14 protein-coding genes are annotated in these 16,535 nt (G+C 38.7%); 8 read left to right on the top strand and 6 right to left on the bottom strand.

The window, feature by feature from the left end; translation table 11 throughout:
* Positions 1 to 8: 8 nt before the first annotated feature.
* Complete coding sequence (locus tag ACOQO5_RS14560; protein ID WP_420582418.1) at positions 9 to 1,400, top strand: alanine/glycine:cation symporter family protein; 1,392 nt, start codon at positions 9 to 11, stop codon at positions 1,398 to 1,400.
* On the opposite strand, the gene ACOQO5_RS14555 is transcribed toward ACOQO5_RS14560, so the two are convergent.
* The 4 genes from ACOQO5_RS14555 to ACOQO5_RS14540 all read right to left on the bottom strand — a co-directional run bounded on the left by ACOQO5_RS14555 (position 1,363) and on the right by ACOQO5_RS14540 (position 5,197).
* The gene (locus ACOQO5_RS14555; RefSeq protein WP_420582417.1) at positions 1,363 to 2,487 is read right to left on the bottom strand and encodes a DUF3179 domain-containing (seleno)protein; all 1,125 of its coding nucleotides are present in this window, start codon (positions 2,485 to 2,487) and stop codon (positions 1,363 to 1,365) included. The two genes, ACOQO5_RS14560 and ACOQO5_RS14555, sit on opposite strands and share 38 nt — an antisense overlap.
* On the bottom strand, positions 2,484 to 3,179 hold the full coding sequence (locus tag ACOQO5_RS14550) for a hypothetical protein (RefSeq protein ID WP_420582416.1): 696 nt from the start codon (positions 3,177 to 3,179) through the stop codon (positions 2,484 to 2,486). The genes ACOQO5_RS14555 and ACOQO5_RS14550 overlap by 4 nt, the downstream gene beginning before the upstream one ends.
* A 455-nt stretch (positions 3,180 to 3,634) precedes the next feature.
* On the bottom strand, positions 3,635 to 4,594 hold the full coding sequence (locus tag ACOQO5_RS14545; RefSeq protein WP_420582415.1) for a YpdA family putative bacillithiol disulfide reductase: 960 nt from the start codon (positions 4,592 to 4,594) through the stop codon (positions 3,635 to 3,637).
* A 9-nt stretch (positions 4,595 to 4,603) separates the two neighbouring features.
* A complete protein-coding gene (locus ACOQO5_RS14540) occupies positions 4,604 to 5,197 on the bottom strand; it encodes a 5-formyltetrahydrofolate cyclo-ligase (RefSeq protein WP_420582414.1) in 594 nt (197 codons plus the stop codon).
* 112 nt (positions 5,198 to 5,309) lie between these two features.
* Here ACOQO5_RS14540 and ACOQO5_RS14535 point away from each other — a divergent pair, with 112 nt between their 5' ends.
* The 3 genes from ACOQO5_RS14535 (at position 5,310) to ACOQO5_RS14525 (ending at position 6,896) form a co-directional block, all read left to right on the top strand.
* On the top strand, positions 5,310 to 5,885 hold the full coding sequence (locus tag ACOQO5_RS14535; protein WP_420582413.1) for an RNA polymerase sigma factor: 576 nt from the start codon (positions 5,310 to 5,312) through the stop codon (positions 5,883 to 5,885).
* Positions 5,878 to 6,135 (top strand): hypothetical protein, encoded by a 258-nt coding sequence (locus ACOQO5_RS14530; protein ID WP_420582412.1) that lies wholly within the window; start codon positions 5,878 to 5,880, stop codon positions 6,133 to 6,135. The genes ACOQO5_RS14535 and ACOQO5_RS14530 overlap by 8 nt, the downstream gene beginning before the upstream one ends.
* Before the next feature lie 86 nt (positions 6,136 to 6,221).
* The gene (locus tag ACOQO5_RS14525; RefSeq protein ID WP_420582411.1) at positions 6,222 to 6,896 is read left to right on the top strand and encodes an energy transducer TonB; all 675 of its coding nucleotides are present in this window, start codon (positions 6,222 to 6,224) and stop codon (positions 6,894 to 6,896) included.
* 55 nt (positions 6,897 to 6,951) lie between these two features.
* Here the strand turns inward: ACOQO5_RS14525 and ACOQO5_RS14520 are convergent, their stop codons facing one another.
* Positions 6,952 to 8,142, bottom strand: coding sequence for a sodium:calcium antiporter (locus ACOQO5_RS14520; RefSeq protein ID WP_420582410.1), 1,191 nt, complete (start codon positions 8,140 to 8,142; stop codon positions 6,952 to 6,954).
* 365 nt (positions 8,143 to 8,507) lie between these two features.
* On the opposite strand from ACOQO5_RS14520, the gene ACOQO5_RS14515 reads away from it, so the two are divergent.
* The 4 genes from ACOQO5_RS14515 (at position 8,508) to ACOQO5_RS14500 (ending at position 15,599) form a co-directional block, all read left to right on the top strand.
* Positions 8,508 to 8,942: a TerB family tellurite resistance protein gene (locus ACOQO5_RS14515; RefSeq protein ID WP_420582409.1), complete on the top strand. Its 435-nt coding sequence runs from the start codon at positions 8,508 to 8,510 to the stop codon at positions 8,940 to 8,942.
* Between the two features lie 174 nt (positions 8,943 to 9,116).
* Entirely contained in the window at positions 9,117 to 11,525 is a 2,409-nt protein-coding gene (locus tag ACOQO5_RS14510; RefSeq protein ID WP_420582408.1) for an efflux RND transporter permease subunit, read from the top strand.
* A 51-nt stretch (positions 11,526 to 11,576) separates the two neighbouring features.
* Entirely contained in the window at positions 11,577 to 14,951 is a 3,375-nt protein-coding gene (ileS, locus tag ACOQO5_RS14505; RefSeq protein ID WP_420582407.1) for an isoleucine--tRNA ligase, read from the top strand.
* A 12-nt stretch (positions 14,952 to 14,963) separates the two neighbouring features.
* Positions 14,964 to 15,599 carry a lipoprotein signal peptidase gene (locus ACOQO5_RS14500; RefSeq protein ID WP_420582406.1) on the top strand — a complete coding sequence of 212 codons (636 nt, stop codon included), beginning with the start codon at positions 14,964 to 14,966 and terminating at the stop codon, positions 15,597 to 15,599.
* Between the two features lie 70 nt (positions 15,600 to 15,669).
* On the opposite strand, the gene accD is transcribed toward ACOQO5_RS14500, so the two are convergent.
* Positions 15,670 to 16,512: an acetyl-CoA carboxylase, carboxyltransferase subunit beta gene (accD, locus tag ACOQO5_RS14495; protein WP_420582405.1), complete on the bottom strand. Its 843-nt coding sequence runs from the start codon at positions 16,510 to 16,512 to the stop codon at positions 15,670 to 15,672.
* Between the last annotated feature and the right edge of the window lie 23 nt (positions 16,513 to 16,535).

Below are 16,535 nucleotides of genomic sequence, written 5' to 3'. Positions count from 1 at the left end.
ATCCAAATATGTTCGAAATATTAAAGTCCCTAGAAGCTTTTTTCAATGTTGCCGTAGGTTATGTCTGGGGTATGCCATTACTAATATTGCTGCTCGGAGGGGGGATGTTTTTTACTTTTTATGCACGATTTCTTCCATTTCGATATTTCAAACATGGTATAGACGTACTTAGGGGTAAATATGACGACGAAGAAGAAAAAGGAGAAATCAGTCACTTTCAAGCTTTATCTGGGCATCTAGCTGCTACCGTTGGTATGGGTAATATCAGCGGAGTGGCTTTAGCTATTGTTGCCGGCGGTCCTGGAGCCATATTTTGGATGTGGGTGAGTGCATTGCTTGGAATTACAACAAAGTTTTTCACGTGCACCCTGGCTGTTATGTATAGGGGGAAGGACAGTCAAGGTGAATTGCAAGGAGGGCCTATGTACGTGATAAGAGAAGGAATGCCCAAAGTGTGGAAGCCATTAGCTGCATTTTTTTGTATTGCGGGGCTTTTTGGTGCCACACCTATATTTCAAGCCAATCAAATTGTTCAAGTCACCAAAGATGTAATTCTCAGGCCCATGGGATGGATGGGTTCGAATGAACTGCTGGTGAATATAGGAATAGGTCTTGTGATCACATTCTTCACCGCTCTAGTTATTTTTGGAGGATTAAGGAGAATTGCAGATGTAGCATCCAAACTAGTGCCTGCTATGGTTGTAGTCTATGGCTTGAGTGTACTGTTGATTATGCTTCTCAATGCTGAATCCGTTTTGGAAAATTTCTTCCTGATTTTTGAAGATGCATTTACAGCAAATGCGGTTTTAGGAGGTGCTGTTGGCGCTGTAATTATCGAAGGTGCAAAAAGAGCTGCATTTTCAAATGAGGCTGGAATCGGAACGGCGCCAATGATGCATGGTGCGGCAAAGACAAATGAACCTATCAGAGAAGGACTTGTGGCCATGTTAGGCCCGGTCGTTGATACGCTTATTGTATGCACGATGACAGGTTTATGTATACTATCTACTGGGGTGTGGCAAGCCGGAGGAAATGATGGGATTTCATTGACTGCCCAGGCTTTTGAAATGTCCATTCCAGTATTTGGTCATTACATTTTATTTGTACCAGTTTTGATCTTTGCCTTTACTACAGTCTTTGGCATGGCATATTATGGGAAAAAGTGTTTTTCTTATTTATTTGGGGCAGAACATGGGCATCTATTTAATTATTGGTATGTAGCCATCATCGTCATTGGTTCTGTTTGGTCGTTGAATGGGGTGGTCAACTTAATTTTTGTGATGTACGGATTAATGGCCATTCCAACAATGGTCTCAGCTATATACTTATCACCCAAAGTACTGAATGAGGCAAAAAGATATTTCAAAGATCTTCAAAATCACCAAAAGAGTAAGTTTTAACCTGCCCTCCTTTTATGATTCCTAATACTCGTTCTTTTGGATTGAGACTATTGTTTTGATTGGATATGGGAAATGAAACACGATCAGAAATCCTATAATCGTCATAAATGGATTGATTATAAATATAATTGAACCCTGTATTAGTACTTAGTAAGTGTACTTCGCCTTGAAGTCTCTTTACTCCATTAAAAGTGGTTTCATACACCTGAATTGGGCTGATTTCTTCAGATAAACAGTCCCCGTTGATCGATAATTCCAGTATCTGAGACCAATAACTCTCTGTGATACGATCGTATAGAATGAGGTTATTGTTATATAATAAACCAGAAACTCCAAATTCTGAAAAGTCGTTTTTTACTTCACTTTTCCAAGCTCGGGATGTACCGGTTAATGGGCAATAGCTAAGTGTAATATTTTGTCCTTCAATCGCATCGTTTACTATTTCATGATATTCCAGTATTTGGTGGGGATAAACATGACTAGTATTGCCAATTTTTAGAACAGTCATTAGATCATGTTGACTCAATGAGCTGTAAAATGGATCATCAACAAACTCTTTTCCAGCAAGGGGAACAAAAGTGGGGTTGTCGATAGAAGGAATGCCATCCCTTGAACTACCTGTAAAAATAAAGTCTGTGTTTACTAACCATCCTTCCGAAGGTGTTTGTTTGGTGCTATTCACGACCTGTCCGTTATAAAGAATTGTATTTTCAAAAAAAGCAGGAAAGAAAAACCAATATCCAACTAAAAAATTTACTTTTTGCAGGTTGAATTTGTTCCCGCCTTCAGAACCTAAAAATTTGCCATTGATATCATAATTGTTACCAAATTGATCTTGAAGCACAGCTGGAGCGAGATCAGAAGACATGCTCAACGTTAGTGGTTCACCATACTCGGCATGGTCTCGGCTAAACGCAACAAGTGTTTGGTTTATTCCATTAGCATAAATGGCGACAGGTTCACCAGAAAAATCATCATTAATTACGCCTTGGACTAAAGTAAGATCAGAAGGTGATATCTGTTCACTTTCTTTGCAAGAAGATAGCCATATCACTAGTGCCAATAAAATATAGATTCTGCTCATCATAATACCACATTTATAGCAGCACTTATTTGCGAAGTTGTGCTCAGTTGTAACCCATTTAAATTTCTATACAATGGAGCACCTCCGTTCAATGAAAAGAAAAGCTTTTGAGTTAAAAAGATATTCAGACCAATACTCGAATTCAACCAATGTCCGCCTGTATTGACGTTCTCAAACCCTCCTTCAAATTCATCTTGATTTCTGTATTGATATGATGTGCCTAGAAATAGATCGGTCACTAAATTGAATAATAAAAAATGATAACCTAATCCAGCATAAACCATATACTGATCGCCAAATTTATAATTTGGGTGCGCTTTGAATTTATTGCCAGATGAATTGAGACGTAGTGCCAATTGATTTTCCACAGAAAATTTCCTTTGTTTTCCTAAATACCAACTTGATTGTACTATCAACGCCATATCAAACGAACCAGTTCCAATTTGCATACTTATAGGGAAGGCTAGATTGTTTTCAGATTCTTCATCTGTACTGCCGGTAGGTACCTTCAGACTTATAGCTGAATTAATATTTACACTCTTAAATTTTTTTGCATATGTAAACCATATACTGACATCTCCAATTCCTCTGTTTACGTATTCTGCATTGTTGAATTGAAGATCAACAATTTCTTTTTGCCATAAAAAAGGTACCGAAAGAGAAATTCCGAATTGATCACTTAGTGCATAATCCATTTGGAGCTGGAGTGACGATACTTTTCTTGAAATGTGCGAATCCTCAATTGATTCGTCATTAAAAAGAAGATCATTATTGTAATTGTATCCATAAAACAAGTGCGTGCCAATTTGACCTTTGTTATTGTTAGGGATAACAAAAGCATCTAGAACCGGGACTCCTCCGGTGCAACAAGTTTGCCCTTGAGCTATATTGGCTAGTGCTAGCAGAATTAAAAAAATTGAAAATCTAATATTTGAAATGTTGCATGGTTTTTAATGAAACACTATTTAAATCTATGAAGTTCAAAAAACAATTGAATAATTCATGTGTGGTTACGCGAAAAGTTTTCTGGAACGCGTATGTGGGTAACTATTGATGATAAATACCTGTGACTTGAAATGCTCTGCTACCCAATTGTGACAATGCTAATATTACGCTAAAGCTTGTTTCAGGATTTTATCAGCTTTAAAATTTATCCTGCTATTTCATTAATAATCACTTCAGCATGCATTCTGGAGTTTTCAATAAACCATTTGTTGGTCTGAAGTCCTCCGCAAATTACCCCTGCCAGGTAGATGCCTTGGATATTAGTTTCCATCGTTTCCGGATTATGAGTGGGCGTTTGCATCTCATCTTCACCGATTGTAATTCCTAAAGATTTTAAGAAAGTGAAATTGGGTTGATAACCGGTCATTGCTAAAACAAAATCATTCGCCAATGTTAAGGTACCTTTGGGGCTTCTGACGTCTACTTCAGTTTCTCTTATTTCAGCAATGGAAGAGTCGAAATAGGCAGTAATAGAAGACTCTTTAATTCTGTTTTCAATATCAGGTCTAACCCAATACTTAACTCTAGGATTGATTTCTGGTTCGCGAATCACCATAGTGACTTCAGCCCCTTTGCGATAGGTCTCTAGTGCCACATCCACAGCAGAATTGGCCGCACCCACAACGATCACTTTCTGACCGAAGTAAGGATGTGGTTCATCATAATAGTGTTTTACTTTTGGCAAATCTTCACCGGGTACGTTCAGTAAAAAAGGAAGGTCATAAAACCCTGTGGCAATTATCAAGTGTTTTGCATTGTAATTGGCCTTTTCAGTGATGACCTCAAAAATGTCGTTTCTGTTTACTTCTTTAACTCCTTCGTACAACTTCACATTCAATTTCCAGGAAGTAGTTACCCGACGATAATATTCCAGTGCTTCGGCTCTCGTTGGTTTGTTATTATGAGATATAAATGGAACTCCTCCAATCTCCAGTTTGTCTGAGGTCGAGAAGAAGGTCATGTTCATTGGATAGTTGTATAGTGAGTTGACCAAACAGCCTTTTTCTATAATCTGATAAGAGAGGTTGTTCTTTTCTGCTTCAATTCCACAGGCTAGACCAATAGGGCCAGCTCCAATAATTACTACATCTAAGATATTGCTCATTTTGCGAATTTAAGAATTGAATTCATAGACACCTAAAGGGGTGATACAATAGTCCATAGGAATATCATGAGGCTCGGCAAATGGAATTTTGTCCAATGGAGGGGCTAGACTAAGTCCAACTTTAATACAATTAGACGGGCATTCTGCCAAGAACCGATCATAATATCCTGCGCCATAACCGACTCGTTGACCAATACGGTCAAACACCAGCAGGGGAACGAGTACTATATCTAATTCTTTCGGAAGAACTACTGTGCCATATTGAGGCTCAGGAATTCCATACTTGCTGTCTTTGAGTTGCTTATATTCTTCAAATAGGTAATGTGTTAGTTCATTACTGGAGTTACTACATCTGGAGATTACAATTTGTTTACCTCTCCTTTTAAACCATTCTATCAATGGCCATGTATTTACCTCCCTATTTTTCTCAATAGAAAGAAAGGAATGAATCATTGATCCCGAATGATTCTCAAAAAATTGATTGAAATGGTAGAGAAGTCTAATATTTTTCTTGTCGAAATCCTTAGATCCCAGCATTTTTCGTTTGCGCAAGAAAACTGAGCGGTACTTTTTTTTGTCGACATTGGTAGGTGACTGACTCATAGACCGAAATTAATACATATCTATGGACGCTATTCTGCCAAGACACTTATTTTTGATAAAATTGGCGTGACTTTTTTCCATAAGTTGGATTATACCTACAAAGATCAATTCATTGGATACTGAAACAAACCGGAAAGATTGGGATGAAGAGGCAATGATAGCCAAAGCTAAGAAGGACTTGCAGTTCTTTGAGCCGATATACAAGAAGTATTATGAGGCGATTTTTAGATATATACATAGAAAAACGGATGATGAGAATTTAGCTGCTGATCTTACGTCGAAGGTGTTTATGAATGCGATGCGATCATTGGATAAATTTGAGTTTAGAGGCGTGCCATTCGGGGCCTGGTTATACCGAATTGCTACCAATGAGACGAACAAACATTTCAGAGACAACAAAAAAAGACTCTTGAGTTTGGAAGATCATAAGGTGAATCTGGTAATGACATGTAGCGAACTGGACGAGGCAGATGTTGAGCAAAAACAGAAGGTTCTGACAGAATTGATCAGTGAGTTGGAGGACGAAGAGATTAGAATACTGGAATTGAAGTTTTTTGAAACCAAAAATTTTAAAGAAATAGCTTTCATTCTGGATAAAAAAGAAAGTGCTGTTAAAATGAAAATGTACCGATCGCTCGATAAATTGAAGAAGCGATACGATAAAATGAATGAGCTAAAGAATGACTAGATACGACATCAGATTGAGGAGAAAGGCGTTGAGTAGAGGTCAGATTGAGAGACACATGGATTTCAAAGGTCTTTACCCTAAAACGCCCAAGGAAGATAAGCTAGGTCGTTGGTTTAGGATAATTGCGATCGTGTTGGCAGCCTTAGCCATTGGCGCTATGATGTACGCTGGTATAAAGCGAATTCAGGAAAGACCTGCACCAGAGCCGCAAGATGAGGTTGATATTTTTGATGAATTCAAAACAGAATAAATAAAAGCATAAAGACTCGCCCGGGATAGTCTTAGTTCTGATTCGCCAAGGTGGCGAATGTTTTACTAACTATAAATTCAATAATCATGGAATTAAGAAAAAATCCAAAGATCGATTTGGAACGGAAGAGAAGTGCCTTTTTCAATATAGGCCTAGCCATCAGTTTGATGCTAGTCGTATCTGCCTTTGAGTGGCGGTTTTATGGCGACGCGGGAATAGTGAGCATAGGAGAACTCGATGAAGACTTCGAAGAAATCATGGAGATCCCGCAAACAGTGCAACCTCCTCCGCCACCTCCAGTAGTGGAGTTGCCGAAAATTGTGGCTGTCGAAGATGATGTCGAAATTGAAGAGGAACTTGACATTGATTTGGATGTAGAAATGGATGAAACTGATATTATTGATGATCCTATTTTTGATGAACCCGTTGATATCGAGGAGCCAGACGAAGTATTCGACATTGTTGAAACACTGCCTGAGCCTCTTGGAGGGTTGTCAGCCTTTTATCTGCATGTCGCAAAACAAATGAAATATCCAAATCAAGCGCGACGTATGGGAGTAGAAGGCAAAGTGTATGTTCAATTCGTAATCGATAAGAGTGGAAAGCTTACGAATGTCCATGCTGTTAAAGGCATTGGTGGCGGATGTGATGAAGAGGCTGTTCGGGTGATCCAAAATTCACCAGATTGGTCTCCTGGCAAACAAAGAGGCCGGCCAGTGAAAGTCCGAATGATTCTTCCTATCACTTTCAAACTAGGATAATAAAAAAGGCGAATCGAAGGATTCGCCTTTAGTTTCTTTAATTCGCTTGCTGTTGTCAGCCGATAATGAGCTTGACTGTAGATACAAGGAAGTCTGCAATTGAGTTGGCAACTGGATTGTTAGCACTTCTTCCTATGATGTAAGCAATAAACAGGAAGTATATGCCCAATAATAAGAAGGCTTTCGTTTTTCCAATGTATTGTGAAGATGTAAATATGATTACAGCTAGAATTGTTAGGAGTAATAATAAGAATCGTATTTCACTACTTATGGCTATATCAGACGGTTCCATATGAATTGGGCCATGCAGAATACAGAAAATGAATAATGGAAACCCTAGCGCAAAACATACATCGAAAATATTACTTCCAAGTGCATTTGATATGGCATCATCATATTGCCCTCTCTGTGCGTCTTTGATAGAAATAATAGTGTCTGGGAAACTAGAGGCAGCGGAGGCCAAAACAAGTGCTACAAACATCAACGGTATGCCCAGGCCATTGTATGAACCCAAATAAGGTACTTCATAGACCTCGGACCCCATCCATTCACAGGCAATCACTAATAAGTAACAAACCGCTGCTATAGATATGGTTGAAAAAATGAGCAATGGCCAAGCATTTTTGCCAGTCACCTTATTGTTACGGATAAAAAGATCTTCAAGATTAAAGGAGACTAAACTGATAAAGAATGAAGGTGCTTCTCCTCTTTCTTCCTCCTCTTCCTCTTCCTCTTCTTCTTCTTCAGGCTCAGCATTTTTCTGGTTGCTTCGCATCGACATAAACATGTAAGTAATGTAAATCACATACACACCCATTAAAACCAGACCGTGATACCAATCGAGAACCGACCCACTTATTAGGACTAAGAATATTGCTTCTGTAATGATCAGTGAGATACCATCTCTCAACATTACTTTCTTGGAAACTTTTATTCTTCGCGCTAAGCCAATTCCAATTACGGCAATTACCGAAACTGCTGGGATAACCATACTATTGAATATAGCACTACCTGCAGTGGTGCCAATTCCTCCAGCGAAGCCATCAGCATCCATTAAAACAAATAAGAAAAACAGTGAGGTAAATACTTCGGGCATAGAACTAGCAATCGCATTAATTGATGCTCCTCGTACTCCCTCAGAAAGATTTCTGCCTATATATTCTGATGCAGTCATAAAGCCATCTCCGGCTCTCCAAATAACTACACAGCTTATCGCGATTAAAATCAACGGTATTATGATGCCCATATATTGTATTATTATAAGTTATGCTTGGTCTATATGTTCTAGAGTAAAGAAAGCACAACTCAATATATATAATGTTTTTAATATGCTGATTGGGTTTCTAAATTAAAGCATTTTTTTAAACTAATGGCAAACTGAGCCTAATTATGTAAGGATTTCAATTTCAAAGGCTTGTCGATTTTTCTGAGCGACTGGCAAAAAAGTGCAGCTGTTAGCTATTCATATTTTTATTCGATGGGAGAGATTTGCCAATTCAGACTATTCAATGCAATATGTTGATCTTGGATTTTTATGTATCTTTAGTTAGAACTTGATAGAAAATAGCACCTGTTCCAATTGAACAAACAATTTGATTTAAATTCTTACCTTTGAATGCAACCGGCATTTACTATAACCTTGATAAAACAATGAGTATTAAATCGCAATTAAGCATGCTAGTAAAGTTGGCAAACATTGATAATGATTTTGCTGACGATGAAAGAGACATGATATTGATGGTGGGCAAAGCAAATGGTGTAACGGAAGAAGAGATTAATGGATTGTTGGAAAATCCAGAGCCTTTGCCTCCGCTAAACACAATAACAGATGATGAAAAGTTTGAATATCTCTTCAATGTGGTTCAATTAATGAAAATTGACAAAGAAGTATTTTTAAGTGAGGTTAAGTATTGTGAAGAAGTGGCGGTAAAACTTGGGTTCAAGAAAGCGGTTATAGCAGAGTTGTCTGCCAAAGTTTATTCGGATCCAACAATTGTTGCAAATAAAGAGTCGTTGAAAATGGCAGTATTAAAGTATCAAAATTGATATCTGCTCGCTATACTATGACATTATCATTGGAGGGAATTTCCTCCTTTTTTTGTGCGTTTTTATTTCTGCTTTTATTGAAAATACAAGTGCAGTTTCTGGGTTGTCTAACAAAAAAAAGGACACCTTATTTAAATAGTAAAAATCCTTACCTTTGCAGATTCATTTTTGCACATGTGGTATAAACTTTCACAAATCATACTCAAGTACAGGCTCTTACTGATCCTTGCATTATTCGGAATTACAGGCTTTATGGCTTATAAGGCTCAATTTGTCAAATGGTCATTTAGTCTCGCTAATATCGTTCCGAAAACGGATCCTGAAATGGTCTATTTCAAAGCGTTCAAAAAAGAATTTGGAGAGGACGGTAATATCCTGGCTATCGGGATTAAAGACAGTATGGTCTACCAAGAGGACAACTTTCGAAAGCTGAAGTACATGACAGACGAGCTGACTAGTATCAGATATGTGAAAGATGTATTGAGTTTACCCAGTCTCAAAAGATTAGTAAAGAATAAAGAAGACAATAGGTTTGAACTTCAGAATGTCTTTGATGATGTACCATCTGATCAAAAAGTTCTCGACAGCCTAATAGCTTATTGCCAAAGCCTTAAATTTTACAGCGGACAGCTCTTGAATGCAGAAAATGGAGCAAATATGGTTTTGGTGACCATAGAAAATGAGGTGATGAATTCAAAAGCTCGAAATACTGTAGTGGGAGATATTCTACAAGTGACCGAGCAGTATAGGGAGCATACAGGTATCGATTTGAGATATGCGGGACTGCCTTTTGTGCGATATATCAATACAGTCAAAATAAAAAAGGAACTCAACATGTTCCTGATATTCTCAGTAATGGTCACAGGATTTATTCTGTTTCTGTTTTTCAGATCATTCAAGGTAGTATTTGTGGCGCTCTTCATCATCGGAATGATCGTGGTCTGGGTGATGGGTACGCTCGCATTGTTCAATTATGAAATCACCCTTCTCACCGGATTGATTCCTCCAATTATTGTGGTGATAGGTATTCCGAATGCGGTGTATATGCTGAATAAATACCATCAGGAATACTTTCAGCATGGTGACCAACGTAAAGCTTTGGAGAGAATAATTAGAAAAATTGGGATCGTTACTTTGATTACCAATTTTACTACAGCAGTTGGTTTTTTAGTCTTGGCTTTCACGGATATCGTGGTTTTGAGAGAGTTTGGGGTGATTGCCGGAGTGAATATTCTTGCCACGTTTGTCGTAAGTCTGATCATGATTCCGGCGGTTTTTTCATTTTTAAAGCCACCGTCAAGTAGACATTTAAAGCATTTAGAATTCGTCCCTTTAGATAAAGTCTTAACTGGATTAGATCTTTTGGTCCACCGACACAAATATTACATTTTCGCAGCTGCTACGATCATAGTAGTACTATCAGGTTATGGAATTTCGAAAATTGAGGCAAGATCGTATATGGTAGACGATTTGCCTGAAGAGAGCCAGGTAAAACAAGACCTCAAATTTTTCGAAGATAATTTCGCGGGCGTGATGCCCTTAGAGGTTATTATTGATACGGGCACAAAAAAAGGAGTGCAAAGCCTTAAGAATTTGAAGAAGATCGATGAGTTCGAGACTTTCCTTAATTCACTGGACAACGTGTCTCAGCCACTCTCTGTGGTTAGTTTTATCAAAGCTACCAGACAGGCTTTTTATAATGATAATCCTAGCAAATATGCCCTGCCAAACAACCGAGATAAGAATTTTATCTTCAGATATTTGAAAAAGGAGTCCGACCAACAAGGAATTTCAAAGGCTTTTGTAGATAGCACTGGACAAAAAATTAGAGTATCTCTGAAGATTGCGGACATCGGGTCCAACAAGTTGGATGTGCTGGTCAATGATGTAATACAACCAAAGATTGATGAAATCTTTGGAGATACGAAAATGAAAGTTTCCATCACAGGTACGACCTTACTATTTATCAAAGGCAATAAGTTTTTGATTGATAATTTGATCACCAGTATGATCATAGCATTTTTCATCATTGCATTGATTATGGCGGTGCTGTTCAGGAATTTCAAAATGATCATTTTGTGCCTAATTCCTAATATCATCCCACTGATGATCACCGGAGGTATGATGGGATTTGCTGGAATTCCTTTGAAACCAAGTACAGCTCTGATCTTTAGTATCGCTTTTGGTATTTCTGTGGATGATTCTATTCATTTTCTGGCAAAATACAGGCAAGAGCTTTTTGCAAACAACTTTTTTGTTCCAGTTGCAGTTAGTAAAAGTCTAAGGGAAACAGGGGCAAGCATGATCTATACTTCCATTATTCTCTTTTTCGGATTTGTAATTTTCGCAGCATCCGAATTTGGAGGAACTGTAGCCTTGGGTGCTTTGACATCCACTACATTATTAATGGCTATGTTGACTAATCTAATTGTATTGCCTGCTCTTTTATTGAGGTTTGATAAAGGAAACAGAAATACTCAGAACCATCCGCTTATAGAAAAGTATCCTGAATTTTATGATGAGAGAGAGGATGAAGAGATCGATTTGGAAATGATCGAAGTAGAGGATAAGAAATCTAATTGACCCATACTTTTTTAGAAATCAGTTTTTTAATACGTATTAGAAAATAAAACATTGAGTTACAAAGAATATAAGAATATCAATTACGCTGAGGTAGCAGGTGAGGTATTGGAGTTTTGGAAACAAAACGATGTCTTTCAGAAGTCTGTGGACGAAAGGGAAGGTGCTGAATCTTTTGTATTTTATGAAGGCCCGCCATCTGCGAATGGTACACCTGGTATTCATCACGTCATGGCACGTGCTGTCAAAGATATTTTTTGTAGATATAAAACCCTCAAAGGCTACCAGGTCAAAAGAAAAGGAGGTTGGGATACGCATGGATTGCCTGTTGAACTTCAGGTAGAAAAGGAGTTAGGCATTACCAAAGAGGACATAGGCACGAAAATTACCGTAGAGGAATACAATGCCAAATGCCGCGAGGCAGTCATGAAGTTTAAAGACCAATGGGACGACTTGACTGAAAAGATGGGCTATTGGGTGGATTTAGATGATCCTTATATCACATTCGAAAAGGACTATATCGAAAGCCTTTGGCATCTCTTGAAGAAATTTTACGACAAAGGTTTATTATACAAAGGCTATACTGTACAGCCTTTTTCTCCAGCCGCAGGAACAGGTCTAAGTTCTCATGAACTTAATCAGCCAGGTACTTACAGAGATGTAAAGGACACCTCAGTAGTGGCTCAATTCAAGGTTAGAAAATCTGATTTTTCAGCTAAGTTGTTTGATGGTGATGAGGATTTGTTCTTTCTTGCCTGGACGACCACACCTTGGACATTGCCGTCGAATGGAGCGCTGGTAGTAGGCAAAAAAATTAAGTATGTGAAAGTGAAAACTTTCAATCAGTATACTTTTCAACCTATTTCTGTAATTCTTGCCAAGGACTTGGTCCAAAAGTATTTTTCTGAAAAGGCAAAGGACATTGCATTAGAAGATTACAAAGAAGGAGACAAGCTAATTCCATGGAGTATTGAAGGGGAATATGCTGGTGCTGATTTACTCGATATCAGATACGAGCAATTATTCCCTTATGTGACTAATGACGACTTGGAGGCCAATGCTTTCAAAGTAATTCCCGGAGACTATGTGACTACTGAAGACGGTACGGGTATTGTTCATGCAGCAGCACTTTTTGGCGCAGACGATTATTTTGTGTCTAAGGCAGCAGGTGTGCCACCTGTGGTGGCCAAAGACGAAAAGGGTGATGATATTCCTTTAGTAGATAAGCAGGGTAAGTTTATCGCAGAAGTCACGGATTTTGCTGGCAAATATGTAAAGGAAGAATATTACTCAGACGAAGAAAGAAAAGCCGACGGGTTCAAGCCTACTGATGTACTGATCGCGATCCATCTGAAGGAAGCCAACAGAGCATTCAAAGTCGAAAAATATGAACACAGCTACCCACATTGCTGGAGAACTGACAAGCCAGTCTTATACTATCCATTGGACTCATGGTTTATCAAGACTACTGCCTATAAGGATCGTTTGGTCGAGTTGAATAATACCATCAACTGGAAGCCGGCGTCGACTGGTAGCGGTAGATTTGGCAACTGGCTAGAGAATCTGGTGGACTGGAACTTGAGCAGATCAAGATATTGGGGGACTCCACTGCCAATTTGGGTGACTGAAGATCGTCAAGAGCAGAAATGTATTGGCTCAATTGCTGAACTGGAAGAAGAAGTGAATAAATCGATCGCCGCCGGATTCATGGAGGAAGAGTTGAGCGAAGATTTCGATTTGCACAGACCTTATGTAGACGACATTGTGTTGGTCAGTGATTCTGGTAAAAAAATGTCTCGTGAACCGGATTTGATTGATGTTTGGTTTGATTCAGGAGCTATGCCGTATGCGCAATTCCATTTTATGGGAGACGATCCTAAAGCAGCTGCTCAAGCAGAAGGAGGGTTGAGTGATGTCTACCCGGCAGACTTTATTGCTGAAGGCGTAGATCAGACAAGGGGTTGGTTCTTTACTCTTCATGCCATTGCTGTGATGCTTTTTGACAAAGTGTCTTTTAAGAATGTAATCGCCAACGGTCTGGTACTTGACAAGAACGGCAACAAGATGTCGAAGCGACTGGGCAATGCAGTGAATCCATTTGAGACTTTAGCCAAATATGGTCCGGATGCTACACGATGGTACATGATCTCCAACGCCAATCCTTGGGACAACTTAAAATTTGATATCGAAGGTGTAGCTGAAGTACAGAGAAGATTCTTCGGTACGCTTTATAATACCTACAACTTCTTCGCTTTGTATGCCAATCTGGACAATTTCAGTTTTAGCGAAAGCGAGGTAGACAATACGAAAAAGACAGAAAGTGATCGGTGGATCATTAGTAAGTTGAATACGCTGATTGGTCAGGTGGATGAAGCCTATAATGAATATGAGCCGACGAAAGCGGCTCGTATGATTCAGGATTTTGTGATCGACGACATGAGTAACTGGTACGTTCGACTGAACAGGAAACGATTCTGGAAAGGCGAATACAACGACGATAAAATGGCTGCCTATCAGTCGCTTTATACTTGTTTGAAAACCATTGCGAAACTTGCAGCTCCGATTGCACCGTTTTATATGGATCGGTTATACAATGATTTGAATACTGTGTCGGGTCATGAGTCGCATGATTCAGTGCATCTTTCGAATTACCCTGAAGCCAATACTAGTTTGATTGACAAGTCTCTGGAGATCAGAATGGAAATGGCTCAAAAGATTTCTTCTTTGGTTCATTCATTGAGAAAGAAAGAAAAATTAAAAGTACGTCAGCCATTATCTAGAATAATGATTCCAGTGCTAAACAAGGACACAGCCACTCACGTGAAAGCGGTAGAGGAATTGATCTTGAATGAAGTGAATGTGAAGGCGATTGAGTTTTTGGATGATACTTCTGGTATTTTGGTCAAGTCTATCAAGCCTAATTTCAGAAAGTTAGGTAAGGAGCATGGGGCAAGAATGAAGGATATTTCTCAAAAAATTGGCACTTTCACCAAAGATGATATTGCAACTTTAGAGGCCAACAACAGTTTTGAGTTAGACTTGGGCGACCAAAAGATCAATTTAACGTTAGAAGATGTTGAGATCAGTTCTCAGGATATTCCTGGATGGTTAGTGGCTTCTGAAAATGGATTAACTGTTGCTTTGGATATTCAATTGTCTGAAGAATTGAAACAAGAAGGAGTGGCTAGAGATTTGGTGAATAGAATTCAGAATTTGAGAAAAGACAACGGATTAGAAGTTCAGGATAAGATCATTATTCAGCTGGAAAGTTCGGATGATTTGTTGAATGCTTCTGTCGATTCATTTAAGGATTATATTTGTCAAGAGACACAAGCTAATGAATTGAACCTCGTTTCAGCATTGGAAGGAGGACAAGCTCTAGAGATGGATGAAATTGAGGTGGCAGTTAAGCTGGATGTAGAAAAATAATAAGGAAATAGCGTGAAGTATTATAAGTATTATTTGTTGAGTTTGGGGATCATTCTATTGGATCAGGTAGTAAAGCTATTGGTGCATTTCAATATGGATATGGGAATGCCTGGCCAAATTCAAGTCATAGGTGATTTTTTCAAATTGTATTATCTCACCAATCCTGGGATGGCATTTGGCATGAAGCTGGGAACTGAATATGGTAAATTATTTTTAACACTTTTCCGTTTGGTTGCCATGGTTGGCATTGGCTATTATTTATATACGCTGATCGAAAAAGGTGTACACAAAGGCATGTTGGTTTGTATTGCGTTGATATTGGGCGGTGCTATTGGTAATGTGATTGATAGTACTTTTTATGGGGTGTTTTTAGATAATGCACCTGTAGGCTCGCCAACTCCTTGGTTCTATGGCCAGGTAGTGGATATGTTCTACGTCGATATTTGGGAAGGCCATATACCAGAATGGATTCCTTTTATGGGAGGAAAGTATATGTCGTTATGGCCTGTTTTTAATGTAGCTGATGCATCCATATTTGTTGGAGTATTTGCTATTCTTATCTTTCAGAAAAAATTTTTCCATGAAGAAGAGGAGGAGGAAAGCAAAGACTCTGCAGTTCAAACAGAAACGGTTGAAGTGGAAGCTTAACTCCAATCTTTAACAAAAAGGGCTTCAAGTGAAAACTTGAAGCCCTTTTTGTTGCTTGTCCATTCAGAAATTAATTCTCTAACAACTCTAGCAGCGAAGTTAATTTTCTTTTCAGACTTCTTCTATCTACGATAAAATCTAAGAACCCATGGTCGAGTACAAACTCTGCACTTTGGAAACCTTTAGGTAAATCCTTGCCAATAGTTTCTCTAATGACTCTTGGTCCAGCAAATCCGATCAATGCTCCTGGTTCAGCTATATTGAAGTCACCAAGCATGGCATACGAAGCTGTAACGCCACCAGTAGTAGGGTCGGTTAGCAATGAAATGTAAGGAATTTTCGCCTCAGATAATAAGGCTAACTTCGCCGAGGTCTTGGCCATCTGCATCAAAGAGAAGCCTGCTTCCATCATTCTTGCTCCACCTGATTTGGAGATCATTAAAAATGGAATTTTGTTCTTCAATGAATAATCAATCGCCCTTGCAATTTTTTCTCCAACTACAGATCCCATAGACCCGCCAATGAAGCTAAAGTCCATACAGGCGATCACGATGTCTTTGTTGTGCATTTTACCCACAGCGCTTCGCACCGCATCTTTCAATCCTGATTTTTGCTGTGTTGCAGCTATTCGTGTAGGATAAGGTTTAGAGTCTGTAAAATTCAAAGGATCTGCCGAACTCATATCAGCATCTAATTCTTTGAATTCATTTTTATCAAACAAAATTTCGAAGTACTCCTTAGAGCCAATTCTTACATGATAGTCATCTTCTGGACTTACATAAGAGTTATTTTTGAGCTCGCGCATGTGAACAATTTTACCACTAGGGGTTTTGTACCACAGCCCATCAGGAGCTTCTTTTTTTGCAGTTGTAGGCGTCTGGATGCCTTTGTCTTTTCTATTGAACCAAGCCATAAATTACCTTTTGTTAGAAGGAT

It is taken from the genome of Reichenbachiella sp. (assembly GCF_965223055.1).
Classification (GTDB): Bacteria; Bacteroidota; Bacteroidia; order Cytophagales; family Cyclobacteriaceae; genus Reichenbachiella.
This window is presented reverse-complemented; position numbering and strand designations above follow the sequence as displayed.

Coding starts and splice junctions, on each gene's coding strand:
- ACOQO5_RS14520 (WP_420582410.1), bottom strand. CDS start 8,142: ATGGGCATCATAATACCGTTGATTTTAATCGCGATAAGCTGTGTAGTT.
- ACOQO5_RS14510 (WP_420582408.1), top strand. CDS start 9,117: ATGTGGTATAAACTTTCACAAATCATACTCAAGTACAGGCTCTTACTG.
- ACOQO5_RS14530 (WP_420582412.1), top strand. CDS start 5,878: ATGACTAGATACGACATCAGATTGAGGAGAAAGGCGTTGAGTAGAGGT.
- ACOQO5_RS14545 (WP_420582415.1), bottom strand. CDS start 4,594: ATGAGCAATATCTTAGATGTAGTAATTATTGGAGCTGGCCCTATTGGT.
- ACOQO5_RS14550 (WP_420582416.1), bottom strand. CDS start 3,179: ATGGATTATGCACTAAGTGATCAATTCGGAATTTCTCTTTCGGTACCT.
- ACOQO5_RS14540 (WP_420582414.1), bottom strand. CDS start 5,197: ATGAGTCAGTCACCTACCAATGTCGACAAAAAAAAGTACCGCTCAGTT.
- ACOQO5_RS14560 (WP_420582418.1), top strand. CDS start 9: ATGTTCGAAATATTAAAGTCCCTAGAAGCTTTTTTCAATGTTGCCGTA.
- ACOQO5_RS14525 (WP_420582411.1), top strand. CDS start 6,222: ATGGAATTAAGAAAAAATCCAAAGATCGATTTGGAACGGAAGAGAAGT.
- ACOQO5_RS14555 (WP_420582417.1), bottom strand. CDS start 2,487: ATGATGAGCAGAATCTATATTTTATTGGCACTAGTGATATGGCTATCT.
- accD (WP_420582405.1), bottom strand. CDS start 16,512: ATGGCTTGGTTCAATAGAAAAGACAAAGGCATCCAGACGCCTACAACT.